A 19,619-nucleotide genomic window follows, 5' to 3' on the forward strand; every position below is an offset into this window, starting at 1 on the left:
GCGACCGGGAACTTGTCGTCGGTGAGCTTGAGTTCTTGCAGGGCCAGCACATCGGTGGGGTTGGCAGCGAGCCAGTCCAGCACTTGAGGCAAGCGCACCGACAGCGAGTTCACATTCCAGGTCGCGATTTTCATGAAGCAGCGGGTCTCTCAAATGTGCAGGTAAGCCAAAACGCCAACCACCACACCCATGGTGCCTGCGCCGTACATGACGTATTCCAGCCATTTCTTTTTGGACAGCAGGGCAATCGCCGCCATGGCAATGGCCACTTGCAGCACGGTGGTGGCTTGCGCCCAGCGGTGGTGCTGGTGCATTTGCTCGTCAGACTTTTCATCCCAGGCTTTGGCTTCGGCTTCCAGCTTTTCGGCACCGATCTTGATCTCGGCCTTTTCGCCTTTGTAGCGCTTGATTTCTTCCTGGTAGAACTCTTTTTTGGCAGGCGCCAGCTCCATGGCCAGCTCGCTCAGGTTTTGCTTGCTGCTCTTGGCCTGGTAATAGTTCCACTGGTTGGAGGCTTCAGTCTTTTTGATGGCCGCATTGTTTTTGTACAGGCCCGCATTGGCTTGCGTGGCACCGCCCATGTAACCAAACAAGGCACCCACCGTGGCGATCACCGCCGTGAACATGGCGATCGAGCTGGTGTGGCCGTCGCCATGGCCTTGGGCTGCGTGCTCGAGTTCGTGGTCGTGCGGGCCGTGAACGTGAAAACCGTGTCCTGACATGAAAGTCTCCTCAGATGTGGTGTTGGTAGGTGACGAAACTGAAGGGCAAGCCACTGGCCGCCACATGCGATTCGCGCTGGACTTCTTGCCAGCCGGGGCCGAGTGTAGGGGCGAATGCATCCCCCTCGAAATCCTGGTCAATTTCGGTGATGACTGCGGTGCTGGCGTGCGGTTCAGCCTGCGCGTAAATCTCGGCGCCGCCGATCACCCAGGCATCGGTGGCTTCGGGGCACAGTTGCTTGGCTTGTTCAATGGAGCCCGCACGCAAAGCGCCCTCGGCCTGCCAATCGGCCTGGCGCGTGACCACGATGTTGACGCGGCCAGGCAGGGGACGGAACTTGGGCGGCAGCGAATCCCAGGTCTTGCGGCCCATGATCACCGGCTGGCCGAGCGTGGTGCGCTTGAAATGCGCCAGGTCTTCGGGCAGGTGCCAGGGCAGGGTGTTGTTGGCGCCAATCACGCCATTGCGGGCGCGGGCATAAATCAGGTGCAGTTTCATCAAACCGCCACGGGCGCCTTGATGGCCGGGTGGCATTCGTAGCCCAGCACCTCAAAGTCTTCGTATGCGTAGTCGAAGATCGAAGCGGGTTTGCGCTTGATGTTGAGTGTGGGGTAGGCCATGGGTGTGCGGCTCAGCTGCAACTCGACCTGCTCGTGGTGGTTGCTGTAGATGTGGCAATCGCCGCCGGTCCAGATGAAGTCGCCCACATCCATGTCGCACTGCTGGGCCACCATGTGGGTGAGCAGCGCATAGCTGGCGATGTTGAAGGGTACGCCCAGAAAGATGTCGGCACTGCGTTGGTACAGCTGGCAGCTGAGCTTGGGTTTGTCGCCCGCTTTTTGCGGCGGGGCCACATAGAACTGGAAGAACGCATGGCAAGGCATCAGCGCCATTTGGTCCAGCTCGGCCACGTTCCAAGCGCTCACGATGATTCGGCGTGAGTCGGGGTTGTTTTTCAGCGTGTCCATGACCTGCTGCATTTGGTCGATGTGGCCACCACCGGGGGTGGGCCAGCTGCGCCACTGCACGCCATACACGGGGCCCAGCGAGCCGTCCTCGCGCGCCCATTCGTCCCAGATGGTGCAGCCGCGCTCTTGCAGCCACTTCACATTGCTGTCGCCACGCAAAAACCACAGCAGCTCCACGATGATGGCCCGCAAAAACACCTTTTTGGTGGTCACCAGCGGGAAGCCCTCGTTCAGGTCAAACCGCATCTGGTGGCCAAACACGCTGCGCGTGCCGGTGCCGGTGCGGTCGCCTTTTTGCACGCCGGTCGTGTAGACATGGCGCATGAAGTCTTCGTATTGGCTGCGGATGGGGCGGGGGGCTGCGGTGCTCATGGGTGTCAGTTTACGGCATTGGCCCTGAGGGCTTTTGGCGCGGGGTTGGCGCATGCATGAGGTCTTGATAGATGTTTGCCTCATTTAGAAATGATTATTCAGTCGTTTGAGTTTTAAAGGCTGGCTTTCAGAATCCATCCATCGTCAAAAAGACGAAGCCATTTTGAAAGCTTCCCATGAAAACCCAACGCCCATTTTTTCAATTGATCGCCGCTGCGGCCTTGACCCTGGCGGCTGCGTCTGCCCAGGCCCAGGCGGTGTCCTTGCTCAACGTGTCTTACGACCCCACCCGAGAGCTGTACGTCGAGTTCAACCAAGCCTTTGCCAAACACTGGAAGGCCAAGACCGGTCAGGACGTGAACTTCAAGCAGTCGCACGGCGGCTCGGGCAAGCAGGCCCGCTCCATCATCGATGGCCTGGACGCCGATGTGGCCACCTTGGCCCTGGCGGGTGACACCGACGCCCTGCACGACAACGGCAAGCTGATCCCCAAAGACTGGCAAAAGCGCTTGCCGCACAACAGCTCGCCCTACACCTCGACCATCGTGCTGGTGGTGCGCGAGGGCAACCCCAAAGGCATCAAGGACTGGGATGACCTCGTCAAGCCCGGCATCAAGGTGATCACGCCCAACCCCAAAACCTCGGGCGGTGCGCGCTGGAACTACCTGGCCGCTTGGGAATTTGCCAAGCGCAAATTGGGCGGTGACGCCAAAGCCAAAGACTTCGTGGTCGCGCTCTACAAAAACGTGCCCGTGCTCGACACCGGCGCACGAGGTTCCACCATCACCTTTGCTCAGCGCAACCAGGGCGATGTGCTGATCGCCTGGGAAAACGAAGCCTACCTGCTCGAAAAAGAGTTCTCGGCCAAGTTCGACGTGGTCTACCCCTCGCTGTCCATCCTGGCAGAGCCTGCCGTGACCGTGGTCGACAAGAACGTGGACAAGAAAGGCACCCGCGCCGTGGCCCAGGCTTATCTGGAGTACCTGTACAGCGACGAAGGCCAGGACATCGCGGGCAAGAACTTCTACCGCCCCATCTCGCCCAAGGCGCAGGCCAAATACGCCAAACAGTTCCCCAAGCTGAATCTGGTGACGATTGACCAGGCCTTTGGGGGCTGGACCAAAGCGGCCAAAGACCACTTTGCCGATGGCGCGAGCTTCGACCAGATTTACACCAAGAACTGATTCACATCTGCCCAGTCTTCAAATACCGACTGTGCCAGCTCAGTGCTTCATCCAGCAGGTGCGGTGTGTGCAGGCCCGCGCCGCTGTGCTTGGCCCGGTCCATGTAGTCCCGCAGTTGTGGCCTGAAGCTGGGGTGGGCGCAGCGTTCCACGATCAGCGCTGCCCGTTGTGTGGGGGCCAGACCGCGCAGGTCGGCCAAGCCTTGTTCGGTCACGATGATTTGCACATCGTGTTCGGTGTGGTCATGGTGCGAAACCATGGGCACGATGCTGGAGATTTGGCCGCCCTTGGCCACGGAAGGGCTCATGAAAATTGACAAGTAGGCATTGCGCGCAAAGTCGCCCGAACCGCCAATGCCGTTCATGATGCCCGAGCCCATGATGTGGGTGGAGTTGACGTTGCCGTAAATGTCGGCCTCGATCATGGCGTTCATGGCGATCACGCCCAGGCGGCGAATCAGCTCGGGGTGGTTGCTGATTTCTTCCGGGCGCAGCACGATGCGCTGGCGGTAAAAGTCGATGTTCGCGTTGAACTCGGCCAAGGCTGCCGGGCTGAGCGACAAGGCCGTGGCCGATGCAAAGACCAGCTTGCCCGAGCGCAGCATGTCCAGCATGCCGTCTTGCAGCACTTCGGTGTAAGCCGTGAGGTTTTTGAATGGGCCTTGATTGAGCCCGGCCAGCACCGCGTTGGCCGTGTTGCCCACCCCCGATTGCAGCGGCAGCAAGTCTGGCGGCAGGCGACCGGCTTTGACTTCGTGTTGCAAAAAATGAATCAGGTGCCCGGCGATTTGGGCCGACACCTCATTGGGCGCATCAAAGACCGAGTTGCGGTCCGCGTGATCGGTGATGACCACAGCGACCACCTTGGACACATCGCAGTGCAGGTAGGGCGTGCCGATGCGGTCACTGGGGTGGGTCAGGGCAATCGGCTGACGGTGCGGCGGCATGGCCGTGTCGCGCTGAATGTCGTGCATGCCTTCGAGCGCCGGGTTCTGGTGCAGGTTGACTTCCAAAATGATGCGCTGGGCCTGGTCCAGCCAAGTTGGGTTGTTGCCCACCGAGGTGGACGGGATCAAACGCCCATCGGGCAGGATGCCGACCACTTCGACCACGGCCACATCCAGTGGGCCCAGAAAGCCCGCTCGGGCCATGGGGGCCACATGCGACAGGTGCATGTCGGTGTAGCGCATTTGCCCGGCATTGATCAGCTGACGGCACGTCGGGTCGGACTGGTAGGGCAGCCGCATCTGGATGCCATGCGCCTTGGCCAGAACGCCGTCCAACTCGGGTGCGGTCGAGGCGCCGGTCCACAAGTTGATGCTGGCCTGGGTTTGCCCCGCCGCGTGCAGGGCCGTCAGGCGCTCGGCCAAGGCTTGCGGCACGGCTTTGGGGTAACCCGCGCCGGTGAAGCCGCTCATGCCCACATTGGCCCCCACCGGGATCAGCTCGGCCGCTTGGGCGGCAGACATGACCAAGGCGTGGAGGGCGGCATGCCGGATGCGGTCAAGAAAGCTCATGAGGATTCCGAAGAGGGTTGCGTGGCCAAGCCTGGCCAGCACCCTGGTGCTCAGTTTGAACAGGCCACAAAGTCTATCAGTCGCCTGACAAATCAACGGCTTAACCCTTGGTTTTGCGGCGTTTGGCGTGAGTGCCACTGCACAGGGCGGCGCAAGGCGTGTGCGGTGATGTTTTCTTTATGTTGAATAAAGAATAAGCAAACTACAAATGATTCGTTTGTGATTGAACGCAATCTGCCCACAATCGCGCCCTATGTCTTCACAACCCACCATCGTCATCGTGCCCGGTTGGCGCGATTCGGGCCCCGGCCATTGGCAAAGCCTGTGGGCCGAGGCCTTGCCGGGCGCGGTGCGTGTGGTCCAGGACGACTGGATCACGCCGGTGCGCACCGCCTGGGTGGCGTCGATTGCCCGCACCATCCTGGCCCAGCCGGGGCCGGTGGTGGTCGTGGCGCACAGCCTGGGCTGCATTGCCACCACCCATTTGCCGACCGAGGCGGCCCAACGCATTCAAGGCGCTTTGCTGGTGGCCCCAGCCGACCCCGAACGCCGGGGCGTGCTGTCGGACTTTGCCCCTGTGCCCTACCAGCCTTTGCCTTACCGCAGCATTGTGGTGGCCAGCACCAATGACCCGTTTTGCCCCGTGCGCACCGCAGGTGCCTATGCCCGGTCTTGGGGCAGCGAGGTGGTGCGACTGCAAAACGCAGGGCACATCAACATTGAATCCGGCTTTGGCGAATGGCCTTTGGGCCTGGCGCTTTTGCAATCCTTGACCGCATCGCTCTCTTGGAGCGGTACCTCTGAATCTCAATTGGAAACAGCATGAAAAAACTCACACACATCGCATTGGCCGCCACCTTGGCCCTGTCGGGCCTGAGCGCCAGCGCCCAGACCTTGCTCAATGCCTCGTACGACGTGGCGCGTGAGTTCTACAAGGACTACAACGCGGCCTTTGTGGCGAACTACAAAAAGACCACTGGCAAAGACGTCAAGATCGACCAGGCCCACGGCGGCTCCAGTGCGCAAGCGCGTGCGGTCAACGACGGTTTGGACGCCGATGTGGTGACCATGAACACCACCACCGATGTGGACTTTTTGGCCAGCACCGGTGTGGTGGCCAAGGATTGGCAAAAGCGTTTTCCCAACAACGCCTCGCCCACCACATCGACCATGCTGTTCCTCACGCGCAACGGCAACCCCAAAAACATCAAGGACTGGGACGACCTGACCAAGCCCGGCATTCAGGTGATCGTGGTCAACCCCAAGACGGGTGGCAATGGCCGCATGGCTTATCTGGCTGCCTGGGGCTATGTCAAGAAGAAGGGCGGCACCGACGCCCAGGCCGCCGAGTTTGTGGGCAAGCTCTACAAGAACGTGCCGGTCTTGGCCAAGGGCGGTCGTGATGCGACCACCATCTTCTTGCAGCGCAACATCGGCGATGTGCTGGTGACGTTTGAGTCCGAAGTGGTCTCGGTGGACAACGAATTTGGCGCAGGCAAGGTCGATGCGGTGCACCCGTCCATCAGCATCGTGGCCGAAAACCCGGTGGCGGTGGTGGAGCGCACCGTGGCCAAGAAGGGCACGGCCGATCTGGCCAAGGCCTACTTGAACTACCTGTACTCGGACGAAGCGCAAGAGATCGCCGCCAAGCACGCCTTGCGTCCGCGCAACCCGGCCATCTTGAAGAAGTACGCCAACACCTTCAAGCCGATCCAGCTGTTCACCGTGCAAGAGTTGTTTGGCTCTTTGGGCGAAGCGCAAAAAGTCCACTTCAACGATGGCGGTCAGTTCGACAAGCTGTACACCGTCAAATAAGTCTTTCCATCCATGACCGCATTGCCTGAGAAGGCGCTCGCCAAGCGGCGAGCGCCAGCCAAAGTGTTGCCCGGGTTCAACCTGACCCTGGGTTTCACGATCTTTTATCTGAGCTTGATCGTGCTGATTCCCTTGTCGGCGCTGTTTTTCAAAACCTTCACCCTGACCTGGGACCAGTTCTGGGCCGCTGTGACCGGCCCGCGTGTGATGGCGTCTTACCGCCTGACCTTTGGCGCGTCCCTGATCGCGGCGCTGGTCAATGTGGTGTTTGGCTTGCTGGTGGCTTGGGTGCTGGTGCGCTACAACTTCTTTGGCAAAAAGATTGTGGACGCGCTGGTGGACTTGCCTTTTGCGCTGCCCACCGCGGTGGCGGGCATCTCGCTCACGGCCCTGTTGGCGGGCAACGGCTGGGTGGGGCAGTACCTGGAGCCCTTGGGCATTCAGCTGGCCTTCAACCCCAACGGCGTGGTCATCGCGCTGATCTTCATTGGCCTGCCTTTTGTGGTGCGCACGGTACAGCCGATTTTGGAAGACGCCGAAAAAGAACTCGAAGAAGCCGCGACCTGCTTGGGCGCCACGCGCTGGCAGACCTTCACCAAGGTGATTTTTCCGTCGATTGCGCCTGCCTTGCTCACCGGCTTTGCCATGGCCTTTGCGCGGGCGATTGGTGAATACGGCTCGGTGATTTTCATCGCGGGCAACATGCCCATGATTTCCGAGATCACGCCGCTGATCATCATCGGCAAGCTGGAGCAGTACGACTATGCCGGTGCCACCGCCGTGGCCTTGGTGATGCTGGTGTTTTCGTTCATCTTGCTGCTCATCATCAATGCCTTGCAGGCTTGGCAACGCCGCCACACAGGAGCCCCCGCATGAGCGCCGCTGCTTTGAAACCTTCTGCTCGCCGTGCCCAGGCCGGCACCACCGAGCCCGCATGGGTGCGCTACACCTTGATTGGTGTGGCGCTGACCTTCATGTTCCTGTTTCTGGTCTTGCCCTTGGCGGCGGTGTTCACCGAAGCCTTGCGCAAGGGCTTGGGCGCTTACTTTGAAGCCTTGCAAGAGCCCGATGCCTGGTCGGCGATCCGCCTGACTTTGATCACGGCTGCGATTGCGGTGCCGCTGAACCTGGTGTTCGGCGTGTGCGCCGCTTGGGCGATTGCCAAGTACGAGTTCAAGGGCAAAGCCTTTTTGACCACGCTGGTGGACTTACCGTTCTCGGTCTCGCCTGTGGTGGCGGGCTTGATCTATGTGCTGATGTTTGGCGCGCAGGGCTGGATTGGCCCCTGGCTGCAGGCCCACGACATCAAGATCGTGTTCGCCGTGCCGGGCATCGTGCTGGCCACGGTGTTCGTGACCTTCCCGTTCATCGCCCGCGAGCTGATTCCGCTCATGCAGGCGCAAGGCAACGACGAAGAGCAGGCCGCCATCGTGCTGGGCGCCACCGGTTGGCAGACCTTTTGGTACGTCACGCTGCCCAACATCAAGTGGGGCTTGATTTACGGCGTGATCTTGTGCAATGCGCGGGCCATGGGCGAGTTTGGCGCGGTGTCGGTGGTGTCGGGCCACATCCGTGGCCAGACCAACACCATGCCGCTGCATGTGGAGATTTTGTACAACGAGTACCAGTCTGTGGCCGCCTTTGCCGTGGCTTCGCTGCTGGCCTTGCTGGCGCTGGTCACCTTGGTCATCAAGTCGGTGATCGAGTGGCGTCATGAGCAAGAGCTGAAAGCCGCTGCCGACATCCCGCCTGAGCGTCCTGTCACGCCGACCCCTGACGCCCTCGTCTGAAACTGACGGAAAGCATTTGAATCATGAGCATCGAAATCCGCAACGTCCATAAACAGTTTGGCGACTTCACTGCGCTGAACAACGTCAGCCTCGACATCGAATCGGGCGAACTCGTCGCCTTGCTGGGGCCATCCGGCTGCGGCAAGACCACCTTGCTGCGCATCATCGCGGGCCTGGAGACGGCCGACCAGGGCACCATCGCCTTCAGCGGCGAAGACACCACGCATGTGCATGTGCGCGAGCGCCAGGTGGGCTTTGTGTTCCAGCACTACGCCTTGTTCCGCCACATGACGGTGTTCGAGAATGTGGCCTTTGGCCTGCGCGTCAAACCGCGCAAAGAGCGCCCCAGCGAATCCGAAATCAAACGCAAGGTGCACGAGTTGCTGGGCTTGGTGCAGCTCGATTGGCTGGCCGACCGTTACCCCTCGCAGTTGTCGGGCGGACAGCGCCAACGCATTGCGCTGGCCCGAGCCTTGGCCGTGGAGCCCAAAGTGCTGTTGCTCGACGAGCCCTTTGGTGCGCTGGACGCCAAGGTGCGCAAGGAACTGCGCCGCTGGCTGCGTCGCCTGCACGATGAGCTGCACGTAACCAGCATTTTTGTGACGCACGACCAGGAAGAAGCCTTGGAAGTGGCCGACCGCGTGGTGCTGATGAACAAGGGCAACATCGAGCAGATCGGCTCGCCGCAAGACGTGTGGGACCACCCCGCCAGCCCCTTTGTGTATGGCTTTTTGGGCGATGTGAACCTGTTCCATGGCCGCGCCCACGAAGGCGAGATGCTGATCGGTGCCGACCAGCACGCCGTGCGCCTGGACAGCCCCGAGCATGGCTTGGTGCAGGATGCCAAGGCTTTTGCCTATGTGCGCCCGCACGACCTGGATGTGGCCCGCTACACGCCTGGTGGCGTGAATGCCGGCATCGTGGCCAAGCTGACCCGCGCCATTGTGGTGGGGCCGGTGGCACGGCTGGAGCTGGAACCGGTGGAGAGCCACTTCGGCAAGGACGCGATCATCGAAGCGCAGTTGTCGGCCTCGCAATACCGCCAGCAAGACTTCAAGGAAGGCGAGACCCTGGTGCTGACGCCCCGCAAGGCGAGGGTGTTCGTGGAGGTCTGACTGAGCCCAAGCGCCGTGCCTCTGCAGCGCATGAAGCGCCGCAGACGGCAGACCCTCAAGGCCGGGCCAGCACGCGACCCGGGTTCAGCAGGTTCTGTGGGTCCAGCGCTTGCTTGACGGCGCGCATCATGGCCAGGGCCGTGGGGTCTTTGTAGTCGGGCAGTTTGCCCACTTTGAGCTCGCCCACGCCATGTTCGGCGCTGATGGATCCGTCGAATTTGAGCACCTGGTCAAACACCAGGGTGTTCACGCGCTCTTCGTTGTCACGCAAAAAGGCCTTGCCATCCACGCCTTCGGGGGCTTGCACGTTGTAGTGCAGGTTGCCGTCGCCCAGGTGGCCAAAGTCCACCATGCGCACGCCGGGCACTTCACGCGCCAGCAGGGCGTCGGTCTCCGCCACAAAGGCCGGGATGCGCGAGACCGGGATGCTGATGTCGTGCTTGATGTTCAGGCCCTCGGTAGCCTGCGCCAAGGTGATGCTTTCGCGGATGTGCCACAGGCCACGCGCTTGGGTCAGGTTCTCGGCCACCACGGCATCGCTCACGCAACCTGCCTCCAGAGCGGCTTCGAGCAAGGCTTCGAACTGAGCACGCGCATGGGCTTCGTTTTCGCTGTCGGAGTTTTCCAGCAGCACGCACCAGGGCGTGTCTTTCCACAGCGGCACGCGCAGTTGCGGGTAATGCTTGTCCACCAAGCCCAGCGCAAACTGGCCCATGACCTCAAAGCCTGTCAGGCCCGGGCCCAGGCGCTGGTGGGCCAGGCCCAGCAGCTGCACGGCCGCTTCCATGCTCGGCACGGCGGCCCAAGCGGTCAGCTGCGCAGCGGGCAGGGGGTAGAGCTTCATGGTGGCGGCGCAGATGATGCCCAGCGTGCCTTCGCTGCCGATCATCAGATTGCGCAGGTCATAACCGGTGTTGTCTTTGCGCAGCCCGGTCAGGCCGTTCCAAATCTCGCCTTGGGCGGTCACCACTTCCAGGCCCAGGCACAGCTCGCGGGTGTTGCCGTAGCGCACGACTTGTGTGCCGCCTGCGTTGGTGCCCAGGTTGCCGCCAATCGTGCAGCTGCCCTCGGCGCCCAGGCTCAAAGGGAACAGAAAGCCAGCACCTTCGGCTGCGGCTTGCAGGTTTTGCAGCACGCAACCGGCTTCTACCGTGATGGTCAGGTTGGCCGGGTCGATGGCGCGCACCGCGTTCATGCGGGTCATGCTCAGCACGATCTGCGTGCCCGAATCGTCCGGCACGCCGCCCACCACCAGGCCGGTGTTGCCGCCTTGCGGCACGATGGGCGTGCCCGCTGCCGCGCAGGCCTTGACCACAGCGGCCACTTCCGGCGTGCTGCCGGGGCGCACCACGGCAAGCGCACGGCCTTTGACGCGTTTGCGCCAGTCTTGCTCCCAAGGGCTCAGGTCGGCACCGGGATCGTCATGTGTGATGACGTTGGCTGTGCCGCAGATCTGGCGCAGTTGGGCGATGAGGGCTTGGCGGGGCAGGTCGTTCATGTTCAGGTCAGCCCGTGGCTGCAGCAGAGAAAACTCAATCTTTGGGCACGGGCACAAAGTTGCCCGTCGCCTTGGCGGCTTTGATCCGGATGCGCACATGCAGGGCGCAGGCCACAAACAGGCTGGAACACAGCAGCACTTGCAGCAGGGCCAGGCCGTTGGACGGCCATTTGTCGCCCCAGGCACGCACAGCGCCTTCGGTGAAATACAGCCAAACCAGCAGGCTCACCCAGCGGTAGGTGTACATGCGGTGCTTGAGCAAACCCGCCAGCGGCAGGCACAAAGGCAGCACCTTGATGGCCCACCAAGAGCCGCCCGGGCGCAGCGGCGCGAGCCACAACTCCCAGGCCAAGCCCACCAAAATCAGGCCGAGCAAACTGCCCACGGCAAGCCAGCGCGTGAAATTCACGCCAGAGGGGATATTGTCAGTATTTGTGTTCATGGCGGTGGCATCATACCGGTCATGAAATCCCTTCCTCCCGTGCAGACATGGCGCGAACATTTCCGCGCTTGGTGGCAAGAGCTGACCGAGCTGCCCTGGCGCCAGATGTTGAGCGTTTTGGCCCAGCGTTTTCGCGATGCGCGCCTGGGCGTGAGCGCCAGTTCGCTGACCTTCACGACCGTGCTGGCCTTGGTGCCTTTGTTTGTGGTGGGCCTGTCGGTGTTTGCCGCCTTCCCGATGTTTGGCAAGTTCCAGGACACGATCCAGCGTTGGCTGATCGACAGCCTGATGCCCGAGAGCATTTCTCGGCAGGTGCTCAGTTACCTCACGCAGTTCTCGCGCAAGGCCAGTCGGCTGGGTGCCGTGGGCTTGGTGGCGGTACTCATGTCTGCGGTCGCTTTGATGGTCACGATCGAGCGCACGCTGGGGCAGATCTGGCGCATCGACCGCCAGCGCCCCTTGGCGCAGCGGGTCTTGCTGTACTGGGCGGCCATCACCTTGGGCCCCTTGTTTCTGGGCGCCAGTCTGGCCATCACTTCGTATGTGGTCACGGCTTCGCAGGACGTGGTGAACGTCTTGCCCGGCATCGTGCGCGGCTTGCTCGACGGTGTGGAGTTCTTCTTGCTGGTCGCTTGCGTGAGTGGCTTGTATTTTTACGTGCCCAACACCCGGGTGCAGTGGCGCCACGCCCTGACGGCCGGTTTTTTGGTGGCCGGCGGGATTGAGGTGGCCAAGAAATTGCTGGCGGTTTACCTGACGCAGTTTCCGACCTATTCGGTGATCTATGGCGCGTTTGCGGCGGTGCCGATTTTGCTGGTCTGGATTTATGTGATGTGGGTCATCGTGCTGCTGGGGGCCGTGATTGCCGCCAGCATGCCCGAGGTGCGCAGGCAACATTTGCGCCAGCCCGATGGGGCGGGCTGGGCCTTCCGCGTGGCGCTGGAGGTGATTTCGGCGTTGAACGCCACCCGCCAAAGTGCGCCGCATGGCATGACGGCCGAGGCCTTGAGCGTGCAATTGCGTTTGGATGCACGCGAGGTGGCTTCGGTGCTGGAAGTCTTGCGGGGTCTGGATTGGTTGGGCTTGCTGCGCGACGATGGCGGCCCGCAAGCATCGCGCTATGTCTTGCTCATCAACCCGGCTCTGACGCCATCGGGGCCTTTGGCCAACCGCTTGCTGGTCTTGCGCGAAGCGGCGTCTTACCCGTTCTGGATGGCGACAGGGCTGGACCAGATGGCTTTGTCTGCACTGTTGCCGCTGCCGTCGAGTGCGCAGAACTGAGGGGCATGTCGGCGGCTTCAGCCCCGACAGCATGGAGCTGTCTTCAGAACGGGATGCGCCCCGTCCAGATGTCCTTGTACATGACCCAGTCGCCCATGAAGCTGTAGAGCGGCCGCTTGAAGCTGGCCGGTTTGTTCTTCTCGAACACAAAGTGCCCGACCCAGGCGCAGCCGTAGCCGCACAGCAAGCCGTATACAAAGTACTGCGGCTTGCCGGTGATCGCGAGCATGGCCAGGCACAACAAGGACAGCGTGCTGCCCACAAAGTGCAGGCGGCGGCAGGTGCGGTTGTTGTGCTCGCTCAAATAGAACGGGTAGAACTCGGCAAAGCTGTTGTGGGTCATGTGGGGTCTCCGGGGTGTTTTTTATCGGGTGCTGAAGGGCGCGCTCAAGAACCCACGAAAGCGGGCGCGGCCACCGCGTTCGGGATCGCTTTGGAGCCGGTACTCGGGAAAGCGCCGCAAAAAGCGGCCAATCGCAATGCGGCCTTCCAGCCGCGCCAGGCTCAGGCCCGCGCACTGGTGCACACCAAAGCCAAAGGCCAGGTGTTTGTTGCCGGTGCGGCGCAGGTCCAGTTGCTCGGGGTTCTCGTACACGGCGGGGTCGCGGTTGGCCGCGCCGATGCACAGCGTGACCAGCGCGCCTTCGGGCAGGTCCACGCCGTTGACCTGTGTGGCCTGCAAGGCGCGGCGGTTGCCCAGTTGGTTGGACGATTCAAAGCGCAAAAACTCGTCCACCGCCAAACCCAGAATGTGCTCCTCGGCTGCTTCGTCGGGCGCTTGCTGCAGGTCCGACAAGAGGCGCATGCGTTGATCGGGCCACTCTTGCAGGCTGATGAGCGCGTTGCCGATCAGGTTGGTGGTGGTCTCGTGCCCGGCGTTGAGCAGGAAGACGCAGTTTTGCAAGAGTTCCACTTCGCTCAGGGCGTCGCCATTTTCCTCACCCTGGATCAAGCGCGTCAGCACGTCGTGCTCGGGGTCGCCCGGGTGCTGGCGGCGCTGGGCCACCAAGTCGCGCAGATAAGCCAGAAACTCGTTCACGCTGCGGTTGCCCAGCGCTTCTTGTTCAGGTGTCAGAGACGGCTCCAGCGCACCCAAAATGGCCAGCGACCAGCCGCGCAAGGGTTCGCGGTCGGCATGCGGCACATCCAGCAGGTTGCCGATGATCTCGACCGGAATGGCGGAGGCAAAGTCCTCGATCAGGTCGCCACCACCTTGGGCCTCGATCTTGTCCAGCAGGCTGTCCACCAAGGTCACGAGGCCGGGCTCCATGGCCTCGATGGCGCGGCGGGTGAGGGCGCCCATGATCAGGCGGCGCACCCGCGTGTGCAGCGGCGGGTCGTTGAAGACCAGGCTGTTCGTGTGGTGCTCGAACAGCGGCGCCACACCGCCCGCCGTCGTGTAGGGCGGCTCGTTGTAGGGTGCGTGGTTGTATTTGGGGCCGAACTCGACTTGTTTGTCAGAGCTGAAGACTTTGGCGTCGCGGTAAACGGCCACCAGATCGGCGTGGCGCGTCAGAAAATAAGACCCATCGGGCATGCGCTTGAAAGGCTCGGCCTCGCGCAGTGCGGCATACACCGGGTAGGGGTTGTCCAAGAAATCGCGGGGCAGGGCACGCAGGTCCAGCGTGCGGGCGATCTCTTGCGCCCGTTCGGGCGACAGCGGTGGGGTGATGCTCATGGCTTGAGGAAATCTTTCAGGGCTTGCAGCACGCCTTCGGGCGCTTCGGTCATCAGCGAGTGGCCCGCAGGCAGTTGCGCCACGGTGGGTTGGGCGCACAGCTGGATCAGGCTTTGCGCGGCTTTGGCGGGTGTCATTTGGTCGGCGCTGCCCAGCACAAACAAGGTGGGGCAAGTCACTTGGGGCATGGCCGCTTCCGCCCCCACGTAGTTGTCGCAGGCCTTGAAGCCGGTGTGGAACACGTTGATTTGCGTGTTGCTGGCCAGCACGCGGCGCATGAGCGCTTTACTGCCGCCATACAGCCAAGTGCCCGGGCCCAGGGCCGAAGGTGGTGGGGCCAGTGTGGAGTGCGAAAACGCATTGACCATGTCGATGGCCTTGAACGGGGCGCTGACCGACAAGTCGAGCAGGGCGGGCGAGACGCGCATCGGGTAGGCCGTGCCGACCATCACCAGGTGGCTCACGCGGCCAGGCGATTTTTGTGCATCGCGTGCGGTGGCCTCGAGCGCAATCAGCGAGCCAAAGCTGTGGCCGATCAGCGCGGCTTTTTCAATCTTCAACGCGTCCAGCAAAGCGATGACGGTGTCGGCCGCTTCTTCGACGCTTTGCGGCGGTGTGCCTGCGCTTTTGCAGTGGCCCGGCAGGTCAATCGCCAGCACGTTCCAGCCGTGGTGGGCCAGATACCGTGTTTGCAAAATCCAGACGCTGTGGTCATTGAGCACGCCGTGGATGAAGACGGCGGTCGGCTGCGCGGGGTTGAAGTCTTTGCCGCCGGTGTAGGCGTAGAGGGTGTGTGTGGGTAAAGAGATGATCATGACTTGCCGTCCAAGTGATGAAAGCGGTCTTTCGGGCGCAGAGCTGCGAGCAGGTTGTCACCCCGGACTTGATCCGGGGTCCATGGATTCCCGCGTTCGCGAGAATGACACTTGGGGGTGTTGTGGGTGTGACCAATCGCGGTGAAACCGCCATGATGACTTGGAGCGATGGTCATGCGGCTTTCTCCGCAGCCTTCAGGGCTTTTTTGAGGTCGTCGATCAAATCGTCGGGGTCTTCCAGGCCAATGGACAGGCGGATGGTGCCGGGGCCGATGCCGCTGGCCGCCAGTGCCTCGTCGCTCATGCGGAAGTGCGTGGTGCTGGCCGGGTGGATCACCAGGCTGCGGCAGTCGCCCACATTGGCCAGGTGGCTGAAGACCTTGAGGGTCTCGATGAACTTTTGGCCTTGGGTACGGCTGCCCTTGATGTCGAAGCTGAACACCGAGCCTGCGCCGCGTGGCAGCAGTTGCTGGGCCAGCTTGTGGGAGGGGTGGCTTTCCAGCATGGGGTGGCCCACGCGGCTGACCAGCGGGTGTGCGGCCAAGAACTCGACCACCTTTTCGGTGTTGCCCATGTGGCGGGCCATGCGCAAGGGCAGGGTTTCGATGCCTTGCAAAATCAGCCAGGCGGTGTGCGGGCTCATGCAGGCCCCAAAGTCGCGCAGGGCTTCGCGTCGGGCGCGCAGCAAAAAGGCGCCCACGGTGCTTTCTTCGCTGAAGACCATGTTGTGAAAGCCTTCGTAGGCTTGGCTCAGCTCGGCGAACTTGCCCGATTTGTCCCAGTCAAAGCTGCCGCCATCGACCACCACGCCGCCCACCACCGTGCCGTGGCCCGACAAAAACTTGGTGGCCGAGTGGTAAACCAGATCGGCCCCGTGGTCGAAGGGCTTGATCAGCCAGGGCGAGGTCAGGGTGGAGTCCACCAGCAGTGGCACGCCGGCTTCGTGGGCGATGGCGCTGATGGCCGGGATGTCCAGCACGTCCAGGCCGGGGTTGCCCACGGTCTCGCCAAAAAACAGCTTGGTATTGGGTTGCACGGCGGTTTTCCAGGCGTCCAGATCGCCAGGTTTGACGAAGGTGGTGCTGATGCCGAATCGGCTCAGGGTGTAGTGCAGCAGGTTGTGTGAGCCCCCATACAAAGCGGTGGAGGCCACGATGTGCGAGCCCGCGCCCATGAGGGTGGCGATGCTCAGGTGCAAGGCCGCCTGGCCGCTGGCGGTGGTGATGGCCCCGATGCCGCCTTCAAGCGCCGAGATGCGTTGCTCCAGCACCGCGTTGGTGGGGTTGCTGATGCGGCTGTAGACATGGCCCGGGCGCTCCAGATTGAACAGGGCCGCCGCTTGGTCGCTCGACTCGAACACGAAGGAGGTGGTCAGGTGGATCGGCACGGCGCGGGCGCCGGTGGCCGGGTCGGGTGCGGCGCCTGCGTGCAGGGCGAGGGTGTCAAATCCGGGGTCGCTGTAACCAGCCATGAAAAGTCTCCGAAAAAGAAAGTGCGCGGCAAGCTTGTTTCGCTACGCTTTGCATCCATTGTGGGCTATATTGATACTCAAATTCACCTCGGTTCGACCCTCAGGAGACACACCATGAAAGTCAGCGACATCCTCCGCGTCAAAGGCAACACCTTGTTCACCGTCAACCCGGATGAACCTCTGGGCACCGCCATGAGTTTCATGGCCGAAAAGGACATTGGCTCCTTGGTCGTGATGGACAAGGGGGCCCTGGCCGGCATGCTGACTTTCCGTGAGGTGATCCAGCGCATCGTCAAAAACGGCGGTCAGGTGGGCAACACCACCGTCAATGACGCCATGGACAGCACGCCCATGACCTGCACCAGCGAAACCGATCTGGACGATGTGCGCCGCATGATGCTGGACCGCCACGCCCGCTACATGCCCGTGATGGACGAGCGCATGCTGATGGGCGTGATCAGCTTTTACGACGTGGCCAAGGCCGTGGTCGATGGCCAGAACTTCGAAAACAAGATGCTCAAGGCCTACATCCGCGATTGGCCAGACGAAGCCAACGCAGAGCCAGGCGTCAAGATCTGAGCTGCCTGATGATCCCAAGGGCCTGACACCGTCGTGGTGTCAGGCCCTTTTTCATGGCGGCGCTGCCATTCGGGGATAATCCCTGCATGAGCGGCAATACCTTCGGAACCCTATTCAACGTCACCAACTTTGGTGAATCCCACGGCCCGGCCATTGGCTGCGTGATCGACGGCTGCCCTCCGGGCTTGCCGCTGAGCGAGGCCGATATCCAGCCCGACCTGGACCGCCGCCGCCCCGGCACCAGCAAATTCGTCACCCAGCGCAACGAGCCCGATGCGGTGCAGATTGTCTCGGGCGTGTACCAGGGCCTGACGACCGGCACCCCGATTTGCCTGCTGATCCAGAACACCGACCAGCGCAGCAAGGACTACGGCGACATCCTGCAGACCTTCCGCCCCGGTCATGCCGATTACACCTACTGGCGCAAATACGGCCTGCGCGACCCGCGTGGCGGTGGCCGCTCTTCGGCACGTTTGACCGCCCCCATGGTGGCTGCGGGTGCTGTCGCCAAGAAGTGGCTCAAGGAAAAACTGGGCACCACCTTTGTCGGCTGCATGACGCAAATCGGCGATGTGCCGATTGGCTTTGAGAGCTGGGACCACGTGCCCAACAACCCGTTTTTTGCCCCGGTGGCCGATGTGTCGGCGCTGGAGGACTACATGAACGCGCTGCGCAAGTCGGGCGATTCCTGCGGTGCTCGCCTGCGTGTGGTGGCGCGTGGCGTGCCGGTGGGCTTGGGCCAGCCGCTGTTTGACAAGATGGACGCCGACATCGCTTACGCCATGATGGGCATCAACGCGGTCAAGGGCGTGGAGATTGGCGCTGGCTTTGGCTGCGTCACGCAAAAGGGCAGTACGGCGGGTGACACGCTCACGCCTGAGGGCTTTGTGGGCAACAACGCAGGCGGCGTGCTCGGCGGTATCAGCACTGGGCAGGACATGGAGGTGTCGATCGCCGTCAAGCCGACCAGCTCGATTTTGATTGCACGCGAGTCGATCGACTCGAACGGCCAGCCGACCGAAGTCATCACCAAGGGCCGCCACGACCCTTGCGTGGGCATCCGCGCCACGCCGATTGCCGAGGCCATGCTGGCGCTGGTGGTCATGGACCATGTCTTGCAGCACCGCGCCCAGTGCGGTGATGTGGTGCACGCCGTGGCCCCGATCGCTGCCGTCAAACCCTGATGCCCGACAGCCGCAAGCAGCTGCTGCCCTTTGCGGCCATGTCGGCCGCGTATTTCGCGCACATCGGGTTTTTCAACCCCTACCTGCCGCTGTGGCTCAAAGAGATGGGCATGGGCCTGCTGGCCATCAGCGTGCTCACCTCGGTGCAGGCGGCCACCCGCTTGTTTGCGCCCTATGCCTGGGGTGCCTTGAGCGACCGCACGGGCGAGCGGGTCAAGCTGCTGCGCCTGGGCGCGGCGGTCGCGTTTGCATCGGCTTGTTTGCTCTGGCTGGACTGGGGGCCGGTGGGCTTGGGCTTGGTCTTGCTGGTCATGTTCACGCACACGAGTTCCATGATGCCCATGAGCGAAGCGGCCATGGCCCACCTGGTCAGCCAGGGTGGGGGCTTTGACGCCAAGCGCTATGGGCGCGTGCGCCTGTGGGGCTCGCTCGGTTTTCTGGTCACCGTGTTTGTCGCCGGGGCCTGGTTCGAGGCCTTTGGCATGCACCACTTTCCGGGCTGGACGGTGTTCAGCCTGGGCGCTGTGTTGCTCAGTGCTTTTTGGTTGCCCGATCTGAAAGAAGCGGCGCATGCCGAGCATGCGCACCTGCCGGTTTGGCCCGTGCTGGGGCAAAAACCGGTGCTCTGGTTTTTTGCGGCGGCGTTTTTCCATGTGCTCTCGCACATCGGCATTTATGTGTTTTTCTCGCTGTACCTGGATTCGTTGGGCTACAGCAAAACCATGATCGGCGTGCTTTGGGCGGTGTCGGTCGCGGTCGAAATCGTGTGGTTTTTCACCCAATCGCGCTGGCTGCCGCGTCTGCCTTTGACAGGCTGGCTGGTGGTGTGCTCGGCGGCCATGGTGCTGCGCATGGTGCTCACCACGGTGTGGGCCGATGTGCTGTGGGTCTTGTTGTTGGCGCAAGCCATCCATGCCCTGACCTTCGCGGCGCACCACACCGCTTGCATCGCCTTGTTGTCGCACCACTTTCCGGGTCGCTTGCGCGGGCGCGGTCAGGCGCTGTACACCGTGATCGCTTATGGTTTCCCAGGCGTTCTGGGGGGCTTGCTGGGCGGTGTGCTCAGTGAGCGCTGGGACTTGCAGTCGGTCTTTTTGGCCAGCGTGCTGACCAGCGGGGTGGCCACGGCTGCGGCGTACAAGGTGTGGCGTTTGCAGCATCCAAAAACGGCTTGGATGCCGACTTGAG

21 protein-coding genes are annotated in these 19,619 nt (G+C 62.2%); 10 read left to right on the top strand and 11 right to left on the bottom strand.

The window, feature by feature from the left end; genetic code table 11:
• From Q1W40_RS14050 to Q1W40_RS14065, 4 genes are all read right to left on the bottom strand, one after another.
• Positions 1–134, bottom strand: a 134-nt coding sequence (locus Q1W40_RS14050; protein WP_300713299.1) for an endonuclease/exonuclease/phosphatase family protein, incomplete at its 3' end; no start/stop codon positions are given.
• Positions 135–149: 15 nt separating this feature from the next.
• Positions 150–722: a DUF4337 domain-containing protein gene (locus tag Q1W40_RS14055; RefSeq protein WP_300713127.1), complete on the bottom strand. Its 573-nt coding sequence runs from the start codon at positions 720–722 to the stop codon at positions 150–152.
• Between the two features lie 10 nt (positions 723–732).
• A complete protein-coding gene (locus tag Q1W40_RS14060) occupies positions 733–1,221 on the bottom strand; it encodes a dihydrofolate reductase (protein WP_300713129.1) in 489 nt (162 codons plus the stop codon).
• Entirely contained in the window at positions 1,221–2,063 is an 843-nt protein-coding gene (locus tag Q1W40_RS14065) for a thymidylate synthase (RefSeq protein ID WP_300713131.1), read from the bottom strand. Before Q1W40_RS14065 ends, Q1W40_RS14060 begins: the two co-directional genes overlap by 1 nt.
• A 176-nt stretch (positions 2,064–2,239) precedes the next feature.
• Between Q1W40_RS14065 and Q1W40_RS14070 the strand changes: the two genes are divergently transcribed.
• Positions 2,240–3,247, top strand: coding sequence for a sulfate ABC transporter substrate-binding protein (locus Q1W40_RS14070; RefSeq protein ID WP_300713133.1), 1,008 nt, complete (start codon positions 2,240–2,242; stop codon positions 3,245–3,247).
• A 1-nt stretch (position 3,248) separates the two neighbouring features.
• Here Q1W40_RS14070 and Q1W40_RS14075 read toward each other — a convergent pair whose 3' ends face one another.
• A complete protein-coding gene (locus Q1W40_RS14075; RefSeq protein ID WP_300713135.1) occupies positions 3,249–4,763 on the bottom strand; it encodes an acetyl-CoA hydrolase/transferase family protein in 1,515 nt (504 codons plus the stop codon).
• Between the two features lie 253 nt (positions 4,764–5,016).
• Here Q1W40_RS14075 and Q1W40_RS14080 point away from each other — a divergent pair, with 253 nt between their 5' ends.
• The 5 genes from Q1W40_RS14080 to Q1W40_RS14100 are packed head-to-tail and all read left to right on the top strand — an operon-like array spanning position 5,017 to position 9,483.
• Positions 5,017–5,589 carry an alpha/beta hydrolase gene (locus Q1W40_RS14080; protein ID WP_300713137.1) on the top strand — a complete coding sequence of 191 codons (573 nt, stop codon included), beginning with the start codon at positions 5,017–5,019 and terminating at the stop codon, positions 5,587–5,589.
• Positions 5,586–6,578: a sulfate ABC transporter substrate-binding protein gene (locus tag Q1W40_RS14085; protein WP_300713139.1), complete on the top strand. Its 993-nt coding sequence runs from the start codon at positions 5,586–5,588 to the stop codon at positions 6,576–6,578. The genes Q1W40_RS14080 and Q1W40_RS14085 overlap by 4 nt, the downstream gene beginning before the upstream one ends.
• Positions 6,579–6,590: 12 nt before the next feature.
• Positions 6,591–7,454, top strand: a complete 864-nt coding sequence (cysT, locus tag Q1W40_RS14090; RefSeq protein ID WP_300713141.1) for a sulfate ABC transporter permease subunit CysT — start codon at positions 6,591–6,593, stop codon at positions 7,452–7,454.
• Positions 7,451–8,368, top strand: coding sequence for a sulfate ABC transporter permease subunit CysW (gene cysW / locus Q1W40_RS14095; RefSeq protein ID WP_300713143.1), 918 nt, complete (start codon positions 7,451–7,453; stop codon positions 8,366–8,368). The genes cysT and cysW overlap by 4 nt, the downstream gene beginning before the upstream one ends.
• A gap of 23 nt (positions 8,369–8,391) precedes the next feature.
• Complete coding sequence (locus tag Q1W40_RS14100) at positions 8,392–9,483, top strand: sulfate ABC transporter ATP-binding protein (RefSeq protein ID WP_300713145.1); 1,092 nt, start codon at positions 8,392–8,394, stop codon at positions 9,481–9,483.
• Between the two features lie 55 nt (positions 9,484–9,538).
• On the opposite strand, the gene Q1W40_RS14105 is transcribed toward Q1W40_RS14100, so the two are convergent.
• Positions 9,539–10,981 carry an FAD-binding oxidoreductase gene (locus tag Q1W40_RS14105; RefSeq protein ID WP_300713147.1) on the bottom strand — a complete coding sequence of 481 codons (1,443 nt, stop codon included), beginning with the start codon at positions 10,979–10,981 and terminating at the stop codon, positions 9,539–9,541.
• A 34-nt stretch (positions 10,982–11,015) separates the two neighbouring features.
• On the bottom strand, positions 11,016–11,423 hold the full coding sequence (locus Q1W40_RS14110; protein ID WP_300713148.1) for a DUF2069 domain-containing protein: 408 nt from the start codon (positions 11,421–11,423) through the stop codon (positions 11,016–11,018).
• Positions 11,424–11,444: 21 nt separating this feature from the next.
• Between Q1W40_RS14110 and Q1W40_RS14115 the strand changes: the two genes are divergently transcribed.
• Positions 11,445–12,704 (top strand): YihY family inner membrane protein, encoded by a 1,260-nt coding sequence (locus Q1W40_RS14115; RefSeq protein WP_300713151.1) that lies wholly within the window; start codon positions 11,445–11,447, stop codon positions 12,702–12,704.
• Positions 12,705–12,747: 43 nt separating this feature from the next.
• Here the strand turns inward: Q1W40_RS14115 and Q1W40_RS14120 are convergent, their stop codons facing one another.
• From Q1W40_RS14120 to Q1W40_RS14135, 4 genes are all read right to left on the bottom strand, one after another.
• Complete coding sequence (locus Q1W40_RS14120) at positions 12,748–13,047, bottom strand: DUF962 domain-containing protein (RefSeq protein WP_300713153.1); 300 nt, start codon at positions 13,045–13,047, stop codon at positions 12,748–12,750.
• Positions 13,048–13,068: 21 nt separating this feature from the next.
• Positions 13,069–14,382, bottom strand: coding sequence for a cytochrome P450 (locus Q1W40_RS14125; protein ID WP_300713155.1), 1,314 nt, complete (start codon positions 14,380–14,382; stop codon positions 13,069–13,071).
• Positions 14,379–15,197, bottom strand: a complete 819-nt coding sequence (locus Q1W40_RS14130) for an alpha/beta hydrolase (protein WP_300713157.1) — start codon at positions 15,195–15,197, stop codon at positions 14,379–14,381. The genes Q1W40_RS14125 and Q1W40_RS14130 overlap by 4 nt, the downstream gene beginning before the upstream one ends.
• A gap of 172 nt (positions 15,198–15,369) precedes the next feature.
• On the bottom strand, positions 15,370–16,668 hold the full coding sequence (locus tag Q1W40_RS14135; RefSeq protein ID WP_300713159.1) for an O-acetylhomoserine aminocarboxypropyltransferase: 1,299 nt from the start codon (positions 16,666–16,668) through the stop codon (positions 15,370–15,372).
• Positions 16,669–16,782: 114 nt separating this feature from the next.
• Here Q1W40_RS14135 and Q1W40_RS14140 point away from each other — a divergent pair, with 114 nt between their 5' ends.
• The 3 genes from Q1W40_RS14140 to Q1W40_RS14150 all read left to right on the top strand — a co-directional run bounded on the left by Q1W40_RS14140 (position 16,783) and on the right by Q1W40_RS14150 (position 19,618).
• The gene (locus Q1W40_RS14140) at positions 16,783–17,247 is read left to right on the top strand and encodes a CBS domain-containing protein (protein WP_108322488.1); all 465 of its coding nucleotides are present in this window, start codon (positions 16,783–16,785) and stop codon (positions 17,245–17,247) included.
• An 86-nt stretch (positions 17,248–17,333) separates the two neighbouring features.
• Positions 17,334–18,431, top strand: coding sequence for a chorismate synthase (aroC, locus tag Q1W40_RS14145; protein WP_300713162.1), 1,098 nt, complete (start codon positions 17,334–17,336; stop codon positions 18,429–18,431).
• Complete coding sequence (locus tag Q1W40_RS14150) at positions 18,431–19,618, top strand: MFS transporter (RefSeq protein ID WP_300713164.1); 1,188 nt, start codon at positions 18,431–18,433, stop codon at positions 19,616–19,618. The genes aroC and Q1W40_RS14150 overlap by 1 nt, the downstream gene beginning before the upstream one ends.
• Position 19,619: the final 1 nt, after the last annotated feature.

This window comes from Limnohabitans sp. (genome assembly GCF_030158565.1).
Classification (GTDB): domain Bacteria; phylum Pseudomonadota; class Gammaproteobacteria; order Burkholderiales; family Burkholderiaceae_C; genus Limnohabitans_A.